At 63.6% G+C, this 15,135-nt stretch carries 18 protein-coding genes and 1 riboswitch; of the genes, 12 read left to right on the forward strand and 6 right to left on the reverse strand.

Features of this window, described 5'->3' with window-relative positions:
- Positions 1-8: 8 nt before the first annotated feature.
- Positions 9-155: riboswitch (TPP riboswitch) on the reverse strand.
- Positions 156-269: 114 nt separating this feature from the next.
- From C2134_RS15115 to aac(6'), 5 genes are all read left to right on the forward strand, one after another.
- Positions 270-929, forward strand: a complete 660-nt coding sequence (locus tag C2134_RS15115; RefSeq protein ID WP_103320963.1) for a protein-L-isoaspartate O-methyltransferase family protein — start codon at positions 270-272, stop codon at positions 927-929.
- A 2-nt stretch (positions 930-931) separates the two neighbouring features.
- On the forward strand, positions 932-1,258 hold the full coding sequence (locus C2134_RS15120) for a rhodanese-like domain-containing protein (RefSeq protein WP_103320964.1): 327 nt from the start codon (positions 932-934) through the stop codon (positions 1,256-1,258).
- A 113-nt stretch (positions 1,259-1,371) separates the two neighbouring features.
- Positions 1,372-2,094, forward strand: coding sequence for a uracil-DNA glycosylase (locus C2134_RS15125; protein ID WP_103320965.1), 723 nt, complete (start codon positions 1,372-1,374; stop codon positions 2,092-2,094).
- A gap of 80 nt (positions 2,095-2,174) precedes the next feature.
- The gene (locus C2134_RS15130) at positions 2,175-3,485 is read left to right on the forward strand and encodes a hemolysin family protein (RefSeq protein WP_103320966.1); all 1,311 of its coding nucleotides are present in this window, start codon (positions 2,175-2,177) and stop codon (positions 3,483-3,485) included.
- Entirely contained in the window at positions 3,482-3,922 is a 441-nt protein-coding gene (gene aac(6'), locus C2134_RS15135) for an aminoglycoside 6'-N-acetyltransferase (protein WP_103320967.1), read from the forward strand. Before C2134_RS15130 ends, aac(6') begins: the two co-directional genes overlap by 4 nt.
- Positions 3,923-4,393: 471 nt before the next feature.
- Here aac(6') and C2134_RS15140 read toward each other — a convergent pair whose 3' ends face one another.
- Together C2134_RS15140 and C2134_RS15145 are read right to left on the reverse strand one after the other, a co-directional pair.
- Positions 4,394-4,846, reverse strand: a complete 453-nt coding sequence (locus C2134_RS15140) for a GNAT family N-acetyltransferase (RefSeq protein ID WP_103320968.1) — start codon at positions 4,844-4,846, stop codon at positions 4,394-4,396.
- A gap of 56 nt (positions 4,847-4,902) precedes the next feature.
- Complete coding sequence (locus C2134_RS15145) at positions 4,903-5,655, reverse strand: glycosyltransferase family 2 protein (protein ID WP_103320969.1); 753 nt, start codon at positions 5,653-5,655, stop codon at positions 4,903-4,905.
- Positions 5,656-5,941: 286 nt separating this feature from the next.
- Between C2134_RS15145 and C2134_RS21290 the strand changes: the two genes are divergently transcribed.
- Genes C2134_RS21290 through waaA form a run of 3 tightly spaced genes read left to right on the forward strand, consistent with a single transcriptional unit; the run spans position 5,942 to position 8,388 of the window.
- Positions 5,942-6,130, forward strand: coding sequence for a hypothetical protein (locus tag C2134_RS21290; RefSeq protein WP_146042172.1), 189 nt, complete (start codon positions 5,942-5,944; stop codon positions 6,128-6,130).
- A gap of 33 nt (positions 6,131-6,163) precedes the next feature.
- A complete protein-coding gene (gene waaC / locus C2134_RS15150; RefSeq protein WP_199179953.1) occupies positions 6,164-7,123 on the forward strand; it encodes a lipopolysaccharide heptosyltransferase I in 960 nt (319 codons plus the stop codon).
- Entirely contained in the window at positions 7,120-8,388 is a 1,269-nt protein-coding gene (waaA, locus tag C2134_RS15155; RefSeq protein ID WP_103320970.1) for a lipid IV(A) 3-deoxy-D-manno-octulosonic acid transferase, read from the forward strand. Before waaC ends, waaA begins: the two co-directional genes overlap by 4 nt.
- A 74-nt stretch (positions 8,389-8,462) precedes the next feature.
- Here waaA and C2134_RS15160 read toward each other — a convergent pair whose 3' ends face one another.
- Positions 8,463-9,179 (reverse strand): hypothetical protein, encoded by a 717-nt coding sequence (locus C2134_RS15160; protein WP_233196467.1) that lies wholly within the window; start codon positions 9,177-9,179, stop codon positions 8,463-8,465.
- A gap of 172 nt (positions 9,180-9,351) precedes the next feature.
- On the opposite strand from C2134_RS15160, the gene C2134_RS15165 reads away from it, so the two are divergent.
- The 3 genes from C2134_RS15165 to C2134_RS15175 all read left to right on the forward strand — a co-directional run bounded on the left by C2134_RS15165 (position 9,352) and on the right by C2134_RS15175 (position 11,402).
- Positions 9,352-9,954 (forward strand): CBS domain-containing protein, encoded by a 603-nt coding sequence (locus C2134_RS15165; RefSeq protein ID WP_103320971.1) that lies wholly within the window; start codon positions 9,352-9,354, stop codon positions 9,952-9,954.
- 88 nt (positions 9,955-10,042) lie between these two features.
- Positions 10,043-10,516, forward strand: coding sequence for a DUF1203 domain-containing protein (locus C2134_RS15170; protein WP_103320972.1), 474 nt, complete (start codon positions 10,043-10,045; stop codon positions 10,514-10,516).
- A gap of 1 nt (position 10,517) precedes the next feature.
- On the forward strand, positions 10,518-11,402 hold the full coding sequence (locus tag C2134_RS15175) for a methylated-DNA--[protein]-cysteine S-methyltransferase (protein WP_103320973.1): 885 nt from the start codon (positions 10,518-10,520) through the stop codon (positions 11,400-11,402).
- Positions 11,403-11,434: 32 nt separating this feature from the next.
- Here the strand turns inward: C2134_RS15175 and C2134_RS15180 are convergent, their stop codons facing one another.
- Complete coding sequence (locus tag C2134_RS15180; protein WP_103320974.1) at positions 11,435-12,298, reverse strand: LysR family transcriptional regulator; 864 nt, start codon at positions 12,296-12,298, stop codon at positions 11,435-11,437.
- A gap of 100 nt (positions 12,299-12,398) precedes the next feature.
- Between C2134_RS15180 and C2134_RS15185 the strand changes: the two genes are divergently transcribed.
- Positions 12,399-12,815 carry a hypothetical protein gene (locus C2134_RS15185; protein WP_103321018.1) on the forward strand — a complete coding sequence of 139 codons (417 nt, stop codon included), beginning with the start codon at positions 12,399-12,401 and terminating at the stop codon, positions 12,813-12,815.
- Positions 12,816-12,819: 4 nt separating this feature from the next.
- On the opposite strand, the gene C2134_RS15190 is transcribed toward C2134_RS15185, so the two are convergent.
- Together C2134_RS15190 and ompR are read right to left on the reverse strand one after the other, a co-directional pair.
- Positions 12,820-14,121: an ATP-binding protein gene (locus C2134_RS15190; RefSeq protein ID WP_233196468.1), complete on the reverse strand. Its 1,302-nt coding sequence runs from the start codon at positions 14,119-14,121 to the stop codon at positions 12,820-12,822.
- A 3-nt stretch (positions 14,122-14,124) separates the two neighbouring features.
- The gene (gene ompR / locus C2134_RS15195) at positions 14,125-14,850 is read right to left on the reverse strand and encodes an osmolarity response regulator transcription factor OmpR (protein ID WP_043624791.1); all 726 of its coding nucleotides are present in this window, start codon (positions 14,848-14,850) and stop codon (positions 14,125-14,127) included.
- Positions 14,851-15,135: the final 285 nt, after the last annotated feature.

The raw sequence follows: 15,135 nt of genomic DNA on the forward strand, positions 1-15,135 counted from the left end.
CGGGCCTGTGAGGGCAGTTGACGCTTCCCTACGCCGGTATTATCCGGGTCAGGTTCCAAGGGTATTTCTCACCCGCGTCCCGCCGCCCGTCACGGCAGACTACACTGGGGTAGCCCTTACGACGGACGCCGGGGGCAGGACCCCTAGCGATGCTGTGAAGGTAAGGCAAATATGGGATAATCGCAAGTTATCGTCATGACCAGAGTCTTGCCGCCGCCGCTGTCTTCCATCCGGCGGAGCGGACTCCCAGCCCTCCGGAGTGTAAGTTGATGGATTTCGAAAAAACCCGTTTCAACATGGTCGAACAGCAGATTCGCCCGTGGGATGTACTGGATCAGACCATTCTGGATCTGCTGTTCCACGTGAAACGCGAGGACTTCGTCGCCGACAGCCAGCGCCAGCTGGCTTTCGTCGATACCGAACTGCCGCTGCCCAACGGCCGCAAGATGTTGCAACCGAAAATGGAAGCGCGCCTGGCCCAGGACGCCGGCATCCAGCCGACCGACAAGATTCTGGAAATCGGCACCGGCAGCGGCTATCTGACCGCGCTGCTGGCCAAGCTGGGTAAGCAGGTGGTCAGCGTCGAAATCGATCCGGCGCAGAAAGAACGCGCCGCCGCCAATCTGAAAAAAGCCGGCATCGCCAACGTCACCCTGGTTGAGGGCGACGGCGTGCTGGGCCTGCCGGACCAGGCGCCTTACGACGTGATCGTGGTGGGCGGCTCCCTGCCGGTCGTGCCGCAGGAACTGAAGAACCAGCTGGCCGTCGGCGGCCGCCTGATTCTGGTGGTCGGCGATCTGCCGGTGATGAGCTGCAAGCTGATTCAGCGCGAAACCGAAACCAGCTTCCGCGAAACGGCGCTGTTCGAAACCTGTATCGAGCGGCTGCAAAAATTCGAGGCGGTGGAACCCGCCCGTTTCAGCTTCTGATCATGCTGCGCGAAATCACCGCCCCCGCCCTCGCCGCACAACTGGCAGACCCGCAGGCCAAGCGCCCGGTGCTGCTGGACGTGCGCGAAGGCTGGGAATACCAGCTCGCGCACATCGAAGGCAGCATGCACATCCCGATGAATCTGATTCCGATCCGGATGAGCGAGCTGCCGGACGACGCCACCATCGTCGCCATCTGCCACCATGGCATGCGCAGCGCCCAGGTGGCGCTGTTCCTGCAGAATGCCGGCTTTGACGATGTGATCAATCTGCAAGGCGGCATCGACGCCTGGTCGACGCAGGTGGATGCGTCCATCGCCCGCTACTAAGCGCGCCGCGCCCGCCAGACGACACCGCCTCCGGGCGGTGTTTTGTTTGGAACGAATCGCGCCGTCCCCATTCCAAGCCTCGTTATCCGCATGACCCGCCGCAAAGAAACCTTATGTCCGCTCTGACTTACCTGTCTCCCGCCCTCGCCCGCGTCCATCCCGCCTGGGAAACCGTACTGCGGCAGCCGGCCATCGCCGCAAAACTGGCCGAAATCGATCGCCAGCTTTGCCAGCAACAGCAAGACGGCAAGACGCTGTTTCCGCCGCCGCCGCAAGTGTTCAACGCGCTGAGCTTCGCCGCGCCGGCCGACGTCAAGGTGGTGATCCTGGGCCAAGACCCCTACCACGGCGACGGCGAGGCGATGGGCCTGTCGTTCTCGGTGCCGGAAGGCGTTCGGGTGCCGCCCAGCTTGCGCAATATCTACAAGGAACTGGCGGCCGACCTCGGCCTGGGCATTCCGGCCAGCGGCGACCTCAGCCACTGGGCGCAACAGGGCGTGCTGCTGCTGAACAGCGTGCTGACCGTCGAACGCGACAAGGCCGGCAGCCACGGCAAGCTGGGTTGGCAAATGGTCAGCGACGCACTGATCGACGTCGTCAACCGCGATAACGCGGGCTGCGTCTTCCTGCTGTGGGGCAACTGGGCGCACACCAAGGCCGAACGCATCGACACCAGCCGCCACCTGGTGCTGACCGCCGCCCACCCGTCGCCGCTGTCCGCCAGCCGCGGCTTCCACGGCTGCCGCCACTTCTCCCAGGTCAATGCCTGGCTGATCGCACGCGGCCGCCAGCCGGTGCGCTGGGCGCCCGCCGCCACGCAGAGCAGTCTGTTCTAAACAAGACTGTCCGCTGCGCCACTTTTCGCGGCGGACGGCTTGCCCTAAGCTAGTAGCTCCGCCACTCCTCTCTCTACATCGTGGAAATCTTGCTGCTGCTCGGCCTGGTGCTGTTGAACGCCGTTTTTGCGATGGCCGAAATCGCCATTGTCTCCTCCCGCAAAGTCAGATTGCAGCAAAAGGCCGACGAAGGCCACAAGGGCGCCCGCGCCGCGCTGAAACTGGCCGCCGAACCCACCCGCTTCCTGTCCACCATCCAGATCGGCATCACCTCGATCAGCATCCTGTCCGGCGTCTACGGCGAGGCGGCGCTGTCCGAGCATCTGCGCGGCGCGCTGAGCCACTACGCGCTGCTGGCGCCGTACGCTAAGCCGCTGTCAGTGGCCATCATGGTGCTGTTCATCACCACCCTGTCGCTGATCCTGGGCGAACTGGTGCCGAAGCGGCTGGCGCTCTTGAATCCGGAACGGGTGGCGATGACGCTGGCGCGGCCCATGCTGTTGCTGTCGCGCGCCAGCGGGCCGCTGGTGCAAGTGTTCAGCCGCATCACCGATGGCCTGCTGCGCTTGCTGCGCGCCAAGAAAAGCGACGAGCCGTCCATCACCGAGGACGAGATCCGCACGCTGATGGAACAAGGCGCCGACGAAGGCGTGTTCGACCGCGCCGAACAGGAGCTGGTGGAAAACATTTTCCGGCTGGACAATCGCAAGGTGGCCTCGGTGATGACGCCGCGCAAGGACGTGGTGATCCTCGATCTGGAAGACGGCCCCGAGCAAAACCGCGAAGTATTGCTGCAGCACGCCTTCAGCCACTTCCCGGTGTGCCGCGGCGACACCGACCAGGTCATCGGCATCCTCAACGCCAAGCGGCTGCTGGACCGCCTGCTGACCGGCCAGCCGGTTGATTTTTCCGCCGACCTGGCCCCGCCGCTATACGTGCCGGCCACCTCTTCATTGATGCAGTTGCTGGAGCAGTTCAAGCAGGCGCGCAGCCACAGCGCGCTGGTGGTGGATGAGTACGGCGAGCTGGAAGGTCTGGTATCGATCAACGACGTGATGGAAGCCATCGTCGGCGATATGCAGGCCATTAGCGGCGAAGATGACGAGATTGTGCAGCGAGAGGATGGCAGCTGGCTGGTGGACGGCATGGTGTCGCTGGACAACTTCCGCGAGTTTTTCGAACTGGACAGCAGGCTGCCGGGCGAAGCCGGCGGCAACATCCACACGCTGGGCGGCGTGATGATGTACAAGCTCGGCCGCATTCCCAGCGTCACCGACCGTTTCGAGTGGAACGGCTTCAGCTTTGAAGTGGTCGACATGGATAAAACCCGTGTCGACAAAATCCTGGTGCAACGCCGCCACATGCCGCAACCGGAGTTCGAATCGATATGATTTCGCTCAGCCCCGCATCTTTCCATGCCGCTGACTGGCTGAACCTGCGCACGGCGCTGTGGCCGGACTGCCCGGCCGCTGAACACCAGCAGGAAATCGCCGAACAAACGGCCAATCCCGCACGCTTCGCCGCCTTTGTCGCCCGCGACGACGACGCGGCAATAGGCCTGCTTGAAGTTGCGATTCGCAACGACTACGTCAACGGCACCAGCCGCTCGCCGGTGGCCTTTGTCGAGGGTATTTACGTCGCGCCATCGCATCGCCGCGCCGGCGTGGCCGCCCTGTTGCTGGGCGCGGCGCGGGAATGGGCCCGCGCCCGGGACTGCGCCGAACTGGCCTCCGACACCGCCCTGGATAATCTGACGGCGCAAGCCGCCCATCTGGCGCTGGGTTTCGAGGAGACCGAGCGCGTGGTGTTCTACCGGATGGCGCTGTAAGACCCCGTGGCGCGCTTGGCGCCGCCTCAAGCCACCCGCGCCTGTCCAAACGCCTGCAAAGCCGCCCAGCGGCCGCGCAGCCCCCTCCATGTCGACTTACCGCCTTCCGCGCCAGTCCATAACGGAGCGTCGCCGCGAAAAGCCCCCGGCCCAGCGGGTTTGGCGGAGCGCATGCGCGGTCCGCGCCGCAATCGTCAACCACCCCTGGCCATAAACCGACGTTAAGGCCCCTCAGCGCGCCTGGCGCTGCGACAAGCCACCCGTCCCTCCCCCGCTACCTGCCAGGCCGCCCAGGCGCCGTTAAGCAGCCGCCATTGCGGCGGTACGTGGCCGATGCCGGCGCCCACCCCCACCCAATACGGCAAACCGTCCCGCGCGGCTTCGAGTTGGCCATGCCGTTGCGGGCGCAAGGCAGATGAAAAAGCGGATCGGCATGCTGACTTGCAAAAGCTTGTGGATAAAGTGCGCCGCTCAGTCTTGTCGCGGCAGGTCGAGCGCAAAAGTGAGGCCGGTGTTTTTCTGCTGATAGCCGATATGACGGTAAAAAGCATGCGCCTCGACGCGCTGCACGCCGGAGCGCAAGCGGATGCGCGGGTAGCCCAAGGACTGCGCCCACTTCTCGCAGGCGGCCAGCAAACCCCGGCCGATGCCGAGTCCGCGGCAGGCCGGATCCACCACGATGCCGCCAATCTCGACATAGCTTTCCGCTTCCAGCAGATGGCCGCCGTGGCCATGCAGCCACCCCACCACTTCGCCATGGCGCTCCGCCACCCAGATCTCGTTATCGGGAAACGCGCGCACCGCGGCGTAGCGCCGCGCCAGTTGCTCCGGCGTGGTCGGATAGTCGAGGTCGCCGCATAAACGCGCCACCGCGCGGATATCGGCCTCCGTCATGGGCCGGATGAGGATCTGGTTTGCAGGCATGCCGTCGCTTCCGGAAAAAGACTGATGCTAAGGCAAGCGGCCTGATAAACCAAATGTCATTTACTCAGCCGATGCAGCTCGATCAGCTTGGCGTACTTGATGTAGCTGTTGAAGCAGCCGATGGAGATATGGACCAGCCCGGCCAAGCCGTCCAGAAAACCGCGGCGAACCAGATAGAACTTGAAGAAACGCAGCAGCGGGCTGAACACCAGCTTGGCGGCGCCCGCCTTTTTGCCGCGGGCGAACAACTGTTCCGCCTGCAGCGTGGTGTAGCGGTTCTGCTTGGATAAATACCGCGCGATGTCTTCGCCGGACTCGTGCATCAAGTCGCCATCGAGTTTTTCCACAGGGCCTTCACAGATCACGTACTCATGCACCACGTCGTCGGACCAGCGCGCGCGGCGGCGATCAAACAAGCGCAGCGACCAATCCGGATAGCCCTCGCCGTGTTTCAGGAAACGGCCCATGAAACGGTTGCAGCGGGCAAAGCGGTAGGCTTCAGCCTGTGGATTGTCGAGTATCTTATTGATCGATAAGGCTAATTCAGGCGACAGATATTCGTCCGCATCCAAACACAACACCCAGTCATGGCTTGCCTGTTCCACGGCAAATTGCTTTTGCGGACCGAATCCCAGCCATTCCTGGTGGATAACTTTTGCCCGATAGGCTGCGGCTATTGCCAATGTGTTATCCGTGCTGCCGGAATCCACAAGCACGATTTCGTCGGCAAAGCCCACGCTCTGCAGACATTGCTCCAGTTGCTGACCTGCATTTTTGGTGATGAGCACCACGCTGATCGCGTATCGCATCTTTTCTATGTTTTCCCATTTATAAAATGAAGAAACTGGTAGAAGTCCCTTCATTGCTGTGGATAACCACTATTTTTCTTTATTTTTCAGTAGTTTGTTATGCATTGAAAACTGTTGTCTACCATGCGCGTCTGTGACTAGCCAGTTGTGGATAACTTTCAGGTTTGCTGCAGACCCTGAGTTATTCACATCGCGGCAAGCAGTTTTGCCCGCTGTCCTGTTAGCCATTTTTTTGCGACAGACTTGCGCTTCACCAACGGGTTTTCATTAACGCAACTATAAATTGATGAAACTGCTGAAGGTGGGCTTTTTGTGTGGACAAGTGAAAAAAATCCATACCGCTCATGGTCTTGCCCTGTTGATAGGCATGGGATTATTGCAGCGCGCAACGTTCTGGCAGATTGTGGATAAATATGGTCAAACTTATTCACAGCGGCTTATCCACATCTGGTCAGGCCGGATTTTACTTGGTTAACCACAGGCCCGCTCGGGTACAATGCGCGCCATGATGAATGTGCTGATTGTGCGCACCTCGTCGATGGGCGACCTTATCCACACCTGGCCGGCCATCACTGAGTTGAAGACGCACTACCCGAATATCCGGCTGAGTTGGTTGGCGGAAGAAAGCTTTGCCGACATCGCCCGGCTGCACCCGCAGGTGGCGGAGGTGCTGACGCTGCGCTGGCGAAGCTGGCGCAAGCGTTTGCTGCAGCCTGAGGCCTGGCGAGAGGTGCGGGCCTTGAAGCGGCAGCTGCGCGATACCCACTTCGATTTGGTGCTGGACAGCCAGGGTTTGCTGAAGAGCGCGATTCCGGCCAAGTGGGCCGGCGCGCCGCTGGCCGGGCTGGATTGGTCCAGCGCGCGCGAATCGCTGGCTAGCCTGTTTTACGACAAGAAACATACGGTTTCCCGGCAGCTGTCGGCCATCGAGCGCAACCGCCTGCTGTTCGGCCGCTGTTTTGGCTATGCGCCGCAAGGCGCGCCGCAGTTCGGCGTTCGCCCAGGCGAGCGGCCGGCCTGGATGCTGTCCGGCCGTTACGCGGTGCTGCTGCATGCCACCAGCCGCGCTTCCAAGGAATGGCCGGAGGCGCATTGGCTTGAGCTGGGGCGGGCGTTGTCGGCCGGACACGACCTGGTGACGGTGCTGCCCTGGGGAAATGAGCGGGAAAAAGCGCGCGCCGAACGGCTGGCCGCCCAATTGCCTGCCGCGGTGGTGGCGCCGCGGATGAATCTGATCGAGGCTGCCGGATTGCTGGGCCACGCCAGCGCCGTCATCGGCGTCGATACCGGCCTGGCCCACCTGGCCAATGCCTTGAGCGTGCCCCTGGTGGCCATTTACACCGACACCGATCCGCAGCAGACCGGCGTGGTGGAGACGCCCTGGGCGACCAATTTGGGCCATATCGGCCAATGCCCGACGGTGGAAGACGTGCTGGCGGCGCTGCGCGCGCGGCAGGGTTGGCAATGAGCTGGCAGCGCGCGCTGTACAACGGCTTGTTATGGGCGTTGAAGCCGCTGATCCGTCGCTATCTGAAAAAGCGGGCGCGCAAGGCGCCGGCCTACCTGGAGCATTGGGACGAACGTTTCGGCCAGGCGCTGTCGCCCAAGGCTAGCGGCGCGATCTGGATACACGCGGTGTCGGTAGGCGAAACCCGCGCCGCGCAGCCGCTGGTGGCGGCCATCCGCCGTCAATGGCCGGATGCGCCCCTGTTGTTGACGCAGATGACGCCGACCGGCCGCGCCACGGCGGAACAACTGTATCCGGACGCCGAAGTGCGCTATCTGCCGTATGACTATCCGCGCGCGGCGGCGGATTTTCTGCGCGCTTACCGGCCGCGTTGCGGCGTGCTGATGGAAACCGAGATCTGGCCCAATCTGCTGCATGCCGCCGCCGAGCAAGGGGTGCCGCTGCTGTTGGCCAATGCCAGATTGTCGGATAAATCGCTGAAGGGCTACCGCAAGGCATTGGGGCTGATTCGGCCGGCCGTTCGGAAATTGACTGCCATTGCAGCGCAAACCAAAGAAGATGCGGACCGTTTGCGTCAATTGGGCGCGCAAAACGTTATTGTCTGCGGCAGCAGCAAATATGATATTGAAATTGAAAAAGCGCAATGGCATCTAGCCGGCGCGTTTCACGAGCGCATTGGCCGGCGGCCGGTGCTGCTGTGCGCCAGCACCCGGGACGGCGAGGAAGCGCTGATTCTGGACGCGTGGCGGGCGGCCGGCGGCGCGGTGGGCAACACGCTGTTGGCCCTGGTGCCGCGCCATCCGGAGCGCTGGGACGAGGTGGCGCGGCTGGCGAACGAGCGTGGCCTGAAGCTGCAGCGGCGCAGCGACGACGCAGCCGTGGCCGCCGACACCCAGGTGTGGCTCGGCGACAGCATGGGCGAGATGTTCGGCTACCTGGGCGCTTGCGATGTCGCCTTCATCGGCGGCAGCCTGCTGCCGTTTGGTTGCCACAACCTGATCGAGCCGGCGCTGATGGGCGTGCCGGCGCTGTTTGGACCATCGGTGTTCAATTTTCAGCAGGCCGCGGCCGACTCATTGGCCGCCGGCGCCGGACGGCAGGTGGCCGATGCCGGCGAGCTGGTGTCCACCGCCCTGGCCTTGCTGGCCGATCCGGCGGCTGCCGAAGCCATGCGCGGCGGCGCGGCGCGTTTCCGCGATGCCCACCGCGGCGCCAGCGAACGGATGTTGGCCGTGCTGAAGTCGGTATTGGAGCCGGCGAGCTGAGGAACCGCTCTTAGACGACAAGGCCGCCTGTCGATTTGGCAAGGCGGCCTTGTCTTTTTGGCTGAGCGCGAGGCTTAGTTGCGGGCGGCCGGCGGATTCAGCGGAAAGGCGAACAGGTCGCGGCGGTAAGTTTCCACAACCAGGCTGAACGGCGTGCCGCCGTCCTTGTACAGCACCGCGCGGTGCTGCAGCACCCGCTCCGGGATATCGAGGCTGGATTGACCAGCGGTTGCGGGCAGCGGGCGCGTTTCCCAGCCCTGCGGCAAGGGGGACCACAACAGGCGCGCACTTTCGGTGCGGCGGGTGAAGTTCAGCGCCCGCACCGCGCTGCCGAACGGCGTGTCGGTGGTATCCAGCAGATGGTTCATCTCCGGCGTCAGCCGCGACGGCACATACCAGTTGTCCGCTTCGGACAGCACATGGTCGCCGCAGGCCAGTTGCACGCGGCGATAGCCTATCGCTTCGTCAGCCCCCACTTTCAGCTGGCTGCGCACCTCGGCGTCGGCCGGTTTGCGGATAGCGGTGTCGCGCAGGGCGCGGATGCGCGGCTCGGCCGCCAGTTGGTGCGCCTCGCACCATTGTTGCAGCGTGCGGGTGGCGCTGGGCTGGCTCAACAGTGTGGCGTTGACCGATTGCAGCAGGGCCAGCGCCTTGACGCGGGTGGCGGCGTCGTCGCGCCAACCCGGATAATCCCAGCCATCGGCACGGACGGCGCTCGCGCACAGCAGCAGTCCGCAAGCGAAGGGGAGGAAACGTGCGGCGGAATCCCGCATCCGGCGATTATGCTTCATAGATTTTCGCATCAATTAGAATAAATACATTAAAGACCCTAAAGGTAAACGTAAAGTTTACTGTCCGAGTACTGAAGTCCGTCGGCTTTTCCGCTACCTTGAAAATTGCGCTGGCCGCAACGGGCGGGTTGGCGCCGTTCTTCCTTTCTCATTGCCCTGACAAGGAGCCGCCATGGCCAACGAATATCAGCCCCTGCCCACGCTGACTCTGCCACGCACGACGGATTTGGTGCAACTGGAGCAGCGTCCGCATCCGCCCATCAATATGCACAGCCCGGCGTTGAGCGTCATGACCGATCTGAGGCTGGTGAATCCAGTCGGCATCCGCGGCGACGCGGACCTGCGCGAGGCCCATCAGCGCATGATCAGCCACGGCATCCGCCTGCTGTTCGTTCATGACGACGATGGCAGCCTGCTCGGCATTGTCACCGCGGTCGATCTGCTGGGCGAGCGCCCCATCCAGTGCATGAAGGAGCATGGCAAGCATCATGCCGATCTGCAGGTGTCCGATGTGATGACGCCGCGCGACAAGCTGGACGCGTTGCGGCTGGAAGATGTCGCGGCGGCGAATGTCGGCCAGCTGATCGCCACCATGAAGCAGCTGGGTCGCCAGCACGCGCTGGTGCTGGAGATCAATTCGGGCAACGGCCATTACGAGGTGTGCGGCTTGTTCTCCACTTCTCACATGGCGCGTCTCCTGGGCATGCCTTTGTCCTTCATCCGCGTGCCGCAGGCCTTGTCGGAAATCCAGTACTCCCTGCTGTATACCGGCTGACACCTGCGCAAGTCGGCAAGAATCGGGTCGTGGCCGGGCAGCCGCCAGCCTAGACTTCGGGCATCATCGATGACCGGAGGAAAACGCGATGGCCTGGCAACTTGAAACCCTGGATCCTGTGTTTGTCCAGCGCGCGCGGCGGGAAGGCGTGGATGCGCTGGGGCAAACGGTGCGGCGCGTGCCGGCCAAGGGCGGGGAGCCGCTGCGCGATGTTTTGAGACGCGCCCGGCCGGGCGAGCCCTTGATTCTGGCCAGTTACAGCCCGTTTCGGCAGATTGGTCCGTATCGCGAGTTTGGGCCGGTGTTTCTGAGCGCCGAGCCGCAAGCCGATGACGTGCCGCCATTGGACGCGATATTGTCGGAAAATCACGGTTATTTCGCTGAATACGCGGCATTGCGCGCCTATGACGCCGAGCAGACCATCATCGCTGCGGCTCTGCTGCCGGTGGAGGAGATACGTCTCCAGCTGCGGCAATGGGAAACGCGTGACGAGATGGTTTTCGCCATGCTGCGTTTTCCCGCACATGGCTGCTATGCCGCGCGCTTGAACCGGAGCGTCTGAAATGAGCGAGATACTGACTGTGGAAACGGAAAGCAGCCGCGATTACGCCCGTATCCGCGATGCTATCCGCTATCTGATTGCCCATGCCGGCGAGCAGCCGCGGCTGGCCGATCTGGCAGGCGCCCTGCATTTGTCCGAATCGCGCCTGCAGCGCTTGTTCACGCAGTGGGCCGGGGTCAGTCCCAAGCGTTTCATCCAGCAACTGACCTGCGAAGCGGCCAAGGTCCGCTTGGCGGCCGGCGCGCCGGTGCTGCCGCTGTCGCATGAACTGGGCCTGTCCGGCGCCAGCCGGCTGCACGATCTGTTCGTCACCCTGGAAGCGATGACGCCGGGCGAATTCCAGCGCGGCGGCGCCGGGCTGGACATTATATGGAGCGTGGAAGCCAGCCGTTTTGGCCCGGCGCTGCTGGCGCGGACTGATCGCGGCATCTGCGCGTTGCAGTTCGTCGCCGACGAAGCCGCCGGCGAAGCCTGGTTGCAGGATCAGTGGCCGCACGCCGCCTTGCATTGGCGGCCTAGCCAGGGACAGGCGCTGTGCGAACGGCTGTTTTCCCCCTTGTCCGAGCGCAGCGGCGCGCCGCTAGCGCTACGGGTGCAAGGCAGCAATTTCCAGATCCAGGTATGGAGGGCGCTGTTATCCGTGCCGTATGGCGGCCTGATCAGCTATGGCCAGCTGGCGGCGCGCATGGGGCAGCCTGGCGCGGCGCGCGCCGTCGGCAGCGCGGTCGGCGCCAATCCGGTGGCCTGGCTGATTCCCTGTCATCGGGTGATCCGGGCCGAGGGGGCGCTGGGCCAATACCGCTGGGGCGAGGAGCGCAAGCTCGACCTGATCGCCTGGGAAAGCGCGCGGCTGAGCCGCGAGGCGCCCGCGGCATCGATGGCATGAGGCGCGAGTTCGTACCGCTGCGCCTCAGCCGCCTAGGCGGCCAGCCGGCTCAGTTCGCGGAAAAATAAGCGGCTCAGCCGGTCCAGGCTGTCGTCGCCGGCGCGTTCGGGATGGCGATACAGCGCCAGCGGCACCGGCGGCAGCGCCGGCAGGCGCCCCGCAGGCAGCGGCGCCAAACCGCCGCGCGTGGCGTCGGGCAGCAGGGCGCCTATGCCCAGGCCCGCCTCCAGCGCAGCCTGAACCGCCAGCAGGCTGGAGCTTTCAAAGACGACTCGATAAGGCTGTCCCGCCAGTTGCAGCGCATGCAGCATGGCGTCTCGCCAACTGCAGGGCGCGGCAAACAACACCAGCGGCAGTTCTGCCACTTCCGGGCATTGGCCGCCGGCGGCCAGCCAAGGCAATGCGCACTCCACCAACCATGACGGTCTTTGTGCCAATCCGCACAGGCGGGGATTGGCGATCAGCACATCCAGCTCGCCGCGGCTGTAGGCGGTACTGAGTTCGCGGCCGGGGGCCACCCGAACTTCCAACTGCAGGCCGGGATGGGTGGCGGCGAAATCGGCCAATACCTGTGGCAGATGGTGGCTGACCACGTCCTCGATCAAACCGACCCGACAGCGGAGCCGATCCGCGGCTGGCGCGCTGGGCAGCATTTGCTCGGTCAGGCCGACGATGCGCTCGGCGAAGGGTAGTAGCGCCTGGCCGGCAGCGGTCAGCGTCACGCCGCGAGTAGAGCGCTGCAACAAGAGCTGGCCATAATGCTGTTCCAGCTTGCGCAACTGCAGGCTCAGCGCCGGCTGGGAACGGCCCAGCTCGGCCGCCGCGCGATTGATGCTGCCCAGACGCGCCACCGCTGTCAGCGCGCGCAGCAGGCTGGTATCGATATCGTTAGTCATATGATTTTCTTATAGCAATCGACAGTAATTGCAGTCTACCTATAACAAAGGCGATTGTTTAGCATGGGTTAGCAAGATGAACGTGTGCAAGGAGAAAACCATGTATATGGCAGCGCTATTGCTGGCCGTGGCGGGGTCGGTCATGTATCACCTGGCGATCAAACAGATGCCAGCGGAGGCGAATCCTTTCTTTTCGCTGGCGGTCAGCTATGGTTTGGCGATGACGCTTTGCCTGTTCGGCCTGTGGTGGCTCCCCACCGGACAGCGCGGCATGGCGGCGTTGAGCTGGAGCAGTCTGGGCGTGGCGCTGGGGATTTTGGGGATCGAAATGGGGTTTCTGTTGGCGTATCGCGCCGGCTGGAATATCGGGTACGCGGCGCTCAGTTCCAATGTGCTGACCACCGCGCTGCTGCTGCCGATAGGGTATTACCTGTTTAGGGAGTCCATCTCGCTGGGCAGGCTGGCAGGCTTGGGATTCAGCCTGCTCGGCCTATGGATGCTGCTGCGCGCGCGCTGAAGGCTCAGGCAAGCGGCAGGCGGATGTCCACCTTGAAGGCGCCGTCTTCTTCAGTCAGGTTCAAGGTGCCGTCGTGCTGTTTGACCACCCGCGAGACGATGGCGAGGCCCAGGCCGCTGCCGCCATCGGTGCCGCGATGTTCGGCCAGCCGCTCGAACGGGGCCAGCGCGGTTTCGCGCAACGCCTCCGGTATGCCTTTGCCGTGGTCTATCACGGCCAGCCGCGCCTCGTTCTCGCCGCGCTCCAGCCGTACGACCACTGGCGGCTGGCCGTAACGGCGGGCGTTTTCCAGCAAATTGCTCAGCAGGCGCTCCAGCGCCAGCGCGTCGGCCTGCAGTTCCGGTTCGCCGCGGATGTCCAGCCGCGCGTCCATGCCTTCGCGGCGAAAACGCGCCACCACGCTGGAGGCCAGGTCGGCCAGCGCGACCGGCACCATCTGATTGCTTTCCTCGGCGCGGGCAAAATCGATGAACTGGCGCACGATGCGCGACAGCTCGTCGATGTCGGACAGCATATCGTGCTGGTCCACGCTGGCTTCCTGCATTTCCAGCGTCAGCTTGAGGCGGGTCAGCGGCGTGCGCAAATCGTGCGACAGCCCGGCCAGCATCAGCCGCCGTTCGCGCGCCGCATTGTCCAGCGCCTGGGCCATGCTGTTGAAGTTGTGGGCCAGCAGCTGCACTTCGCGCGGGCCGGTTTCGGGAATCAGCTTGGGCATTTCGCCGCTGGCCAGCTCGCGGCTGGCCTGCACCACGCGGCTGATCGGCCGGGTGATGCGCCAGGCAAACAAGGACGCCAGAACAGTGGCGAACAGCCCGGCCAGCAGCGAGGCCTGCAGCATGGTGGTGATCATCCGGTCGCGATAGCGGCCGAACGGCATCACCAGCCAGTACGGCTGGCCCAGCACATGCACATGCACCCACAGCTCGCTGTGGTCGTCTCGCACCGCGAAATGCGCCTGGATAGGCTCATTGAGGTCGTGAGACAGCCGTTGCGTCAGCATGGCGCCGATGGGCGGCAGTTCTTTGGCAAACTGTTGCCCCTGGTCGGCGTTGAACGGCAACAGGCTGGGCAGGCCGGGACGGTTGTAGCTGTCCAGGAAGTTCTGCTTCTCCTCGTTGTCCATGCCGGTCATGGAGTTTTCAAGGAAGGACAGCGTATCCAGCACCTGGATGTACAGCTGGCGCTCCAGCAGCTTGTGGCGTTCCCGGTTGGCCAGCGAGATGGTGAACAACTGGGTGGCGATCACCACCGTCATCACCAGCAGCGCCAGCCGGAAGAACAACGAGCCGAACAGCTTGCGTATCAAGTCTTACTCCCTGGGGGAACCGTCCGGCACGAACACATAGCCGTAGCCCCAGACGGTTTGGATATAGCGCAGCGGGCTGTCGCCGTTTTCCAGCGCCTTGCGCAGCCGCGAGATATGCACGTCTATGCTGCGGTCCAGCGATTCGCCGTTGCCCTTGCCCAGCGCCAGCTCCATCAGCTGTTCGCGAGTCAGCGGGCGGCGCGGATGGTTGACCAGCACCGACAGCACGGCGAACTCGGCGCTGGTCAGCGCGACCGGCTGGCCGCAACGGCGCAATTCTCGCTGGCCCAGGTTCAGCGTGAAATCGCCGAATTCGACGGCGTCATCGGCGCTGTGCTGGGCCGCCAGCGCCGGCGTGGTATGGTGGCGGCGCAGCACGGACTGGATGCGCGCGGTCAGTTCGCGCGGATTGAACGGTTTGGGCAGGTAGTCGTCGGCGCCCATTTCCAGGCCCAGGATGCGGTCGATGTCCTCGCCGCGCGCGGTCAGCATGATCACCGGCAGCGTCTCGCCCTGCGCGCGCAGGCGGCGCACCACGGCCAGGCCGTCTTCGCCCGGCATCATCACATCCAGCACGATCAGGTCGGGACGGTTGCGCGCCAGCTTGCGGTCAAGGTCTTTCGAGTCCGGCAGCGTTTCCACGCTGTAGCCCTGCTGGGTCAGGTAACGGGTCAACAGTTCGCGCAGCTTGGCGTCGTCGTCGACGACCAGGATTTTATTGTGTTCCATATGCTGTTCCTTGAGTGTTCTGGTTGGCAGCTTAAGCGCTCGCGCGCCTCAGCTGTCGGGCCTTGTTTTTACAGATGTTAAGCTGGTGCCCCGCGCTACAGTCCTTAACAATTGTGCCGCCAGAACTGACGTATGAGCAAATGCTTGCGTTTAAGCTGAAGCAACTGTCGAAAACCTGCGGCGCAACGCCTTTGTTGCCGCGTGATGGTTTCAAATGGTCCGTGGCCTTCCGGGCCGGTCTTGATCGGGGAATGACTTGAGCATGAAGGGTTCCCCCCCGCCGTG

Source organism: Chromobacterium sinusclupearum (assembly GCF_002902845.1).
Lineage (GTDB): Bacteria > Pseudomonadota > Gammaproteobacteria > Burkholderiales > Chromobacteriaceae > Chromobacterium > Chromobacterium sinusclupearum.

Coding starts and splice junctions, on each gene's coding strand:
- C2134_RS15115 (WP_103320963.1), top strand. CDS start 270: ATGGATTTCGAAAAAACCCGTTTCAACATGGTCGAACAGCAGATTCGC.
- C2134_RS15120 (WP_103320964.1), top strand. CDS start 932: ATGCTGCGCGAAATCACCGCCCCCGCCCTCGCCGCACAACTGGCAGAC.
- C2134_RS15125 (WP_103320965.1), top strand. CDS start 1,372: ATGTCCGCTCTGACTTACCTGTCTCCCGCCCTCGCCCGCGTCCATCCC.
- C2134_RS15140 (WP_103320968.1), bottom strand. CDS start 4,846: ATGCCTGCAAACCAGATCCTCATCCGGCCCATGACGGAGGCCGATATC.
- C2134_RS15145 (WP_103320969.1), bottom strand. CDS start 5,655: ATGCGATACGCGATCAGCGTGGTGCTCATCACCAAAAATGCAGGTCAG.
- C2134_RS21290 (WP_146042172.1), top strand. CDS start 5,942: ATGAAACTGCTGAAGGTGGGCTTTTTGTGTGGACAAGTGAAAAAAATC.
- waaC (WP_199179953.1), top strand. CDS start 6,164: ATGAATGTGCTGATTGTGCGCACCTCGTCGATGGGCGACCTTATCCAC.
- waaA (WP_103320970.1), top strand. CDS start 7,120: ATGAGCTGGCAGCGCGCGCTGTACAACGGCTTGTTATGGGCGTTGAAG.
- C2134_RS15160 (WP_233196467.1), bottom strand. CDS start 9,179: ATGAAGCATAATCGCCGGATGCGGGATTCCGCCGCACGTTTCCTCCCC.
- C2134_RS15165 (WP_103320971.1), top strand. CDS start 9,352: ATGGCCAACGAATATCAGCCCCTGCCCACGCTGACTCTGCCACGCACG.
- C2134_RS15170 (WP_103320972.1), top strand. CDS start 10,043: ATGGCCTGGCAACTTGAAACCCTGGATCCTGTGTTTGTCCAGCGCGCG.
- C2134_RS15175 (WP_103320973.1), top strand. CDS start 10,518: ATGAGCGAGATACTGACTGTGGAAACGGAAAGCAGCCGCGATTACGCC.
- C2134_RS15180 (WP_103320974.1), bottom strand. CDS start 12,298: ATGACTAACGATATCGATACCAGCCTGCTGCGCGCGCTGACAGCGGTG.
- C2134_RS15185 (WP_103321018.1), top strand. CDS start 12,399: ATGTATATGGCAGCGCTATTGCTGGCCGTGGCGGGGTCGGTCATGTAT.
- ompR (WP_043624791.1), bottom strand. CDS start 14,850: ATGGAACACAATAAAATCCTGGTCGTCGACGACGACGCCAAGCTGCGC.